This is a genomic window from Streptomyces sp. NPDC026673 (assembly GCF_040638135.1).
GTDB lineage: Bacteria > Actinomycetota > Actinomycetes > Streptomycetales > Streptomycetaceae > Actinacidiphila.
The window spans coordinates 1-5,330 of sequence record NZ_JBEZXR010000158.1; the positions used below are offsets into that span (position 1 = coordinate 1).

Consider the following 5,330-nt stretch of genomic DNA (forward strand, 5'->3'; position numbering starts at 1 on the left):
CGCCGGAGCGCCGCACCTTCTGATCCGCAGCTCTAGAGAGAACGGTCGGTCACAATCATGTTGGCCGAAGTCCCGTGCCCGCCGGGGCCGGGGCGTACCCGCTCGGCCGGGTGGTGAAGGTGCCGCGGCCCTGGGTGCGGCTGCGCAGCCGGGTCGCGTAGCCGAACAGTTCGGCCAGCGGGACCGTCGCGGTGACGACCGCCGTGCCGGAACGCGTCGTCGAACCGGTGACGCGGCCGCGGCGCGCGGCGAGGTCACCGAGGACGGCGCCCACGCAGTCGTCGGGAACGGTGGCCGTGAGCTCGACGACCGGTTCGAGCAGCGCCATGACGCCGCCGCGCAGGGCCTCCCGGAGGGCGAGGCGGCCGGCGGTGCGGAAGGCCGTCTCCGAGGAGTCCCGGGAGTGCGTGGCACCGTCGGTCAGGGTGACCCGCAGGCCCGTGACGGGGTGCCCGCCGAGGGGACCCTCGGCGAGGGCGTCCCGGCAGCCGGCCTCGACCGCGCGGACGAACTCCTTCGGCACCCGCCCGCCGACGACCGTCGAGGCGAACGCGAACGCGGTTTCCGCGTGCGGTTCGACGTCGAGGACGACATGCGCGAACTGCCCGGCGCCGCCCTCCTGTTTGACGTGCCGGTAGAGCAGCCCGGACACGCCGCGGACGAGCGTCTCCCGGTAGGCGACCTGCGGCCGCCCGACGCGGACGTCCAGCCCCTGCGCGCGCCGGATCTTCTCCACCGCGACCTCCAGGTGGAGTTCGCCCATGCCGGACAGCACCGTCTGGCCGGTCTCGGGGTCGGTCCGCACGGCCAGCGAGGGGTCCTCCTCGGCCAGCCGGGCCAGAGCCACCGCGAGACGGTCGGTGTCGGTGGTGCGCGCGGCCTCGACGGCGACGAACACGACCGGTGCCGCAACGGACGGCGGTTCGAGGACCAGCGGCGCCCCGGGGGCGCACAGCGTGGCGCCCGCGGACGCGGACTTCACACCGACCACCGCGACGATGTCCCCGGCCACCGCCGCGTCGACGTCGACGTGCCGGTCGGCCTGGACCCGCAGGATCCGGCCGATCCGCTCGGTGCGCCCGGCGCGCGCGTCCAGCACGGCGTCCCCCTTCCGGATCGTTCCCTCGTATACGCGCAGGTACGTCAGCCGCCCGGTGGCGGTCGCGGTCACCTTGAACACCAGCCCGGCGAACGGCGCCGCCGGATCGGCGGCCTCCCGTACCGCCGGGACGTCCAGCGGCGACGGCAGGTAGGCCACGACCGCCTCCAGCAGCGGCTCGATGCCGCGGTTGCGGTACGCCGAACCGCACAGCACCACGACGCCCTCACCGTTCAGCGTCAGGTCGCGCAGCGCGGAGCGCAGCGTCGCCTCCGACAGCGCCGACCGCTCGCAGAACTCCTCCAGCGCGGCCGGATGCAGCTCCGCCACCGCCTCCTCCAGCGCCCGGCGGCGGCGCAGCGCCTCCTCGCGCAGGCCGTCGGGCACGGGGCCCTCGGCGTACGTGTCCTCACCGTCGGCCCACACCAGGGCGCGCAGGCGGAGCAGGTCCACCACGCCCGTGAAGGCGTCCTCCCGTCCGATGGGCAGCTGGACGACGAGCGGGACGGTGCGCAGGCGCTCGCGGATGGAGCGGGCCGCGGTGTCGAGGTCCGCGCCGGCCCGGTCCAGTTTGTTGACGAAGGCGATCCGCGGCACACCGTGCCGGTCGGCCTGCCGCCACACCGACTCGCTCTGCGGCTCGACGCCGGCCACCGCGTCGAAGACCGCGATCGCGCCGTCGAGGACGCGCAGCGAGCGCTCGACCTCGTCGGAGAAGTCGACGTGCCCCGGGGTGTCGATCAGGTTGAGCCGGTGGCCGTCCCAGTCGCAGCTCACGGCGGCGGCGAAGATGGTGATGCCGCGGTCGCGCTCCTGCGGGTCGAAGTCGGTGACGGTCGTGCCGTCGTGGACCTCGCCGCGCTTGTAGGTGGCGCCGGTGAGGTAGAGGATCCGTTCGGTGACGGTGGTCTTGCCCGCGTCGACGTGGGCGAGGATGCCGAGATTGCGTACGGCGGTCGGCGGGTTGACGGTGCGCATGGCCTGTGGCCTTTCGGGTGATCCGGAGATGGGCGCGCGATTCCCCGGACGAGACGGCCCGTCGGGCGGGCCGTGGGAGCCCTCGTGAGCACCGAGCGCTTGCGGAGCGCCTGCCGGGCGCGGCGGGGCTGCCCGAGGGCGCGCCCGCCCGGCGGCCCGGGCTCGGGTCGTACGAGGGGTCAGATCGTCGTCGCGGACGTCCGGTGCCGGCCGCGCAGCCGGCACCGGGCCGGCGAAGACACCAGGATCACCTCATGGCGTGACGGGGGCACGACAGCAGCGGTGCGGCAACACACGGCCGGGCTCCCCTCGTTCGTCACGGATGCGCGCCGCGTTGACGGTCGGCGCGCGATGGAGGCGAGTGTAGTGATCGGGGCGGGCCCGGGGCACGGGGTTTTCTCCGCGGCGGCCGCCCGCCCCTTGCCGTCCCCGCCATACCGGCCCGCCCGCCCGTCGCCGTCTCCGCCGTACCGGCCGCCCGGCACGGCGGGCGCGGTCACGCGGCCCCGGCCGGGACGGCCTCGTCCCGGCCCCCGCGAAGAGCCCGGTGCCTCAGCGCGCCGCGCGGACGCCGTCGAGCGCGACGGACAGGATGCGGTCGCGCTGGGCGTCGTCGAGGAACTTCGTGGCGCTGATGCCGGCGACCATGCGGAGCAGGTCGTCGACGGAGATGTCGGTGCGGGCGTCGCCGGACTTCTGGGCGCGCTCGAAGAGGGGGCCACCGGCCTGGAACATGGAGTCGCGGCAGGCCAGGAAGACATCGGACTCGTCGTTGAGGGCCTCGCGGATGGCCCGCTTGGTCACGGTGTAGTCGACGAAGCGGCCCAGCCAGGAGGTGAGCGCCTCCCACGGCTCGCGGTCGGCGACCTCCCGGGCGAACCGGCACAGGTCGTTGACCTCGTCCGCGTAGACGGACTCGAAGAGGTGCCGGCGGGTGGGGAAGTTCCGGTAGAGGGTCGCGATGCCCACGCCCGCGCGGCGGGCGATGTCCTCCAGCGACGCGTCGGCGCCGTTCTCGGCGAAGGCCTCACGGGCCGCGGCCAGCAGGGCGTCGTAGTTGCGCGCCGCGTCCCTTCGGTGCGGGCGCTGGGACGCGACGATCTCACTGGCGGGGAACGTGTCGGCCGTCACTGCTGCCTCCTGACCGGAACGCTTTGAAGTGGAGGGTAGCCTCCGCTACAGTGGAGGCATACCTCCACTTTACCAGTCGGGGTGTGCTTCCCGTCGACCCGTGCCCCGCACGCGACGGCAAGGCGTCCACACCCCGATGTGACCCCTCCCGCGGGCCCTGCGACGACGCACCGCCCGCTCCCGGACTCCCCCCGGCGGCCGCGACCGCGCGACCACCGGTTCCCCGGGCTGCCCGCGCGGCCCGCACGACCACGGCCGGACGCTCCCGGCCACACCCCGCTCCGAACCGGAGAGGCTTTTCATGCCGCAAAAGTCCACCCGCCTCACCTTCGCCGTCCTCGCGACCGGTGCGGGCGTGTTCTCCATGCTCCAGTCGCTGATCGCGCCGGCCCTGCCGACCGTCCAGCACGCCATGCACACCTCGCAGTCCACCGTGACCTGGGTGATGACGGCCTACCTGCTGTCCGCCTCGGTCTTCACCCCCATCCTCGGCCGGGTCGGCGACCTGATCGGCAAGAAGCGCACCCTCGTCGCCGTCCTGGTGACCCTGACCCTGGGCTGCCTGCTCGCCGCGCTCGCGCCGTCCATCGGGGTGCTGATCATCGCCCGCGTCGTCCAGGGCATCGGCGGCGCGCTCTTCCCGCTGTCCTTCGGGATCATCCGGGACGAGTTCACCGCGAGCCGGGTGGGCCCCAGCATCAGCAACCTGTCCGCCGTGATCGCCGCGGGCGGCGGTGTCGGCATCGTGGCGGCCGGCCCGATCGTCTCGGCGCTCGACTACCGCTGGCTGTTCTGGCTGCCCGTCGCCGTCGTCGCGCTCACCGCGCTGATCGCCTACCGCTACGTGCCCGAGTCCCCGAGCCGGGCCGAGGGCCGCGTCAACTGGCTCGGCGCGATCCTCCTGTCGGGCTGGCTGGTGGCGCTGCTGCTGCCGCTCAGCCAGGCGACCCGGTGGGGCTGGACCTCCGGCCGTGCGCTGGGCCTGTTCGCCGCCGCGGTCGTCCTGTTCGCGCTGTGGCTGTTCACCGAGGCACGCTCCCGGTTCCCCCTGATCGATCTGCGCATCATGCGGCTGCGCGCGGTGTGGACCACCAACGCCGCCGGCCTGCTCTTCGGCGCGGGGATGTACTCGATCTGGTCCTTCCTGCCCGGCTTCGCCCAGACCCCGAGCGCCGCGGGCTACGGCTTCGGCGCCAGCGTGACGGGGGCCGGCCTGCTGATGCTGCCGATGCTGATCGCGATGTTCCTCTCCGGCGTCCTCAGCGGCCGGCTGGAGCCCGTCGTGGGCGCCAAGCGCCTGCTCACGACCGGTGCCGCACTCGGCGCCGTGGCCTGCGGCTCCCTCGCGGCCTGGCACGACCGGCAGTGGCAGGTGGCCTTCGCGGCCGGCATCTTCGGCCTGGGCATCGGGCTCGCCTTCGCCTCCATGGCCAACCTGATCGTGCGCAGCGTCCCGGCCGAGCAGACCGGCGCCGCGAGCGGTATGAACGCCAACATCCGCACCATCGGCGGTTCCATCGGCGCCGCGGTCACCAGCGTCCTGGTCACCAGCCGGCTCCAGCCCTCGGGCCTGCCCTACGCCTCCGGCTACACCCACGCCTTCGGCCTGCTGGCCGTCCTGTGCCTGGCCGCGGCCCTGGCCGCGCTCCTCGTCCCGGTCCACCGCGCCGCCCGCCACGCGGCGGGAAGCGCGGTGCCGGCCGCCGACGAGATCAGCGCGGCGAACCCGCGGACCGTTCCGACGGGCGCGCGCGGCTGACGCGTGGCCCGCGATCACCGCGGGCGGGCGCGCCGGTCCCGACAGGAGCCGCCGCGCCCGCCCGTGTGCGCGCCGCGACGGCCGCCGGCACCCTCGCCGTCACGGCCGCCCTCACGGCTCGGGCCTCTCCCCGCGCCCGTGCCCGGCCTCACGAACCGGCCCACCCGTCCGCGACCGGGTCCCGGCCCGCCTCGGACGCCGCGTCGCGGCACCTCCGGGGAACCGTTTGCGCCGTGTCGTCCCGGATGGGCCCGGATGAGCCAGGCAATGAGCCTTTTCAGCGTTGCCTTTCCAGGGTGAGTACGGCTCTTGCCGCTGACGACAGGCGGTTGGGGCCGCAGCGGGCGTGACGGAAGATGCGCC

3 protein-coding genes are annotated in these 5,330 nt (G+C 74.4%); 1 reads left to right on the top strand and 2 read right to left on the bottom strand.

Annotation, left to right across the window (positions count from 1 at the left end):
* Positions 1 to 55: 55 nt before the first annotated feature.
* Both fusA and AB0F62_RS42315 read right to left on the bottom strand, forming a co-directional pair.
* Positions 56 to 2,077 carry an elongation factor G gene (gene fusA / locus AB0F62_RS42310; RefSeq protein WP_361812119.1) on the bottom strand — a complete coding sequence of 674 codons (2,022 nt, stop codon included), beginning with the start codon at positions 2,075 to 2,077 and terminating at the stop codon, positions 56 to 58.
* Between the two features lie 552 nt (positions 2,078 to 2,629).
* Positions 2,630 to 3,208, bottom strand: a complete 579-nt coding sequence (locus tag AB0F62_RS42315; RefSeq protein WP_361812122.1) for a helix-turn-helix domain-containing protein — start codon at positions 3,206 to 3,208, stop codon at positions 2,630 to 2,632.
* A gap of 301 nt (positions 3,209 to 3,509) precedes the next feature.
* Here AB0F62_RS42315 and AB0F62_RS42320 point away from each other — a divergent pair, with 301 nt between their 5' ends.
* The gene (locus tag AB0F62_RS42320; RefSeq protein ID WP_361812125.1) at positions 3,510 to 4,967 is read left to right on the top strand and encodes an MFS transporter; all 1,458 of its coding nucleotides are present in this window, start codon (positions 3,510 to 3,512) and stop codon (positions 4,965 to 4,967) included.
* The last annotated feature ends 363 nt before the right edge of the window (positions 4,968 to 5,330 follow it).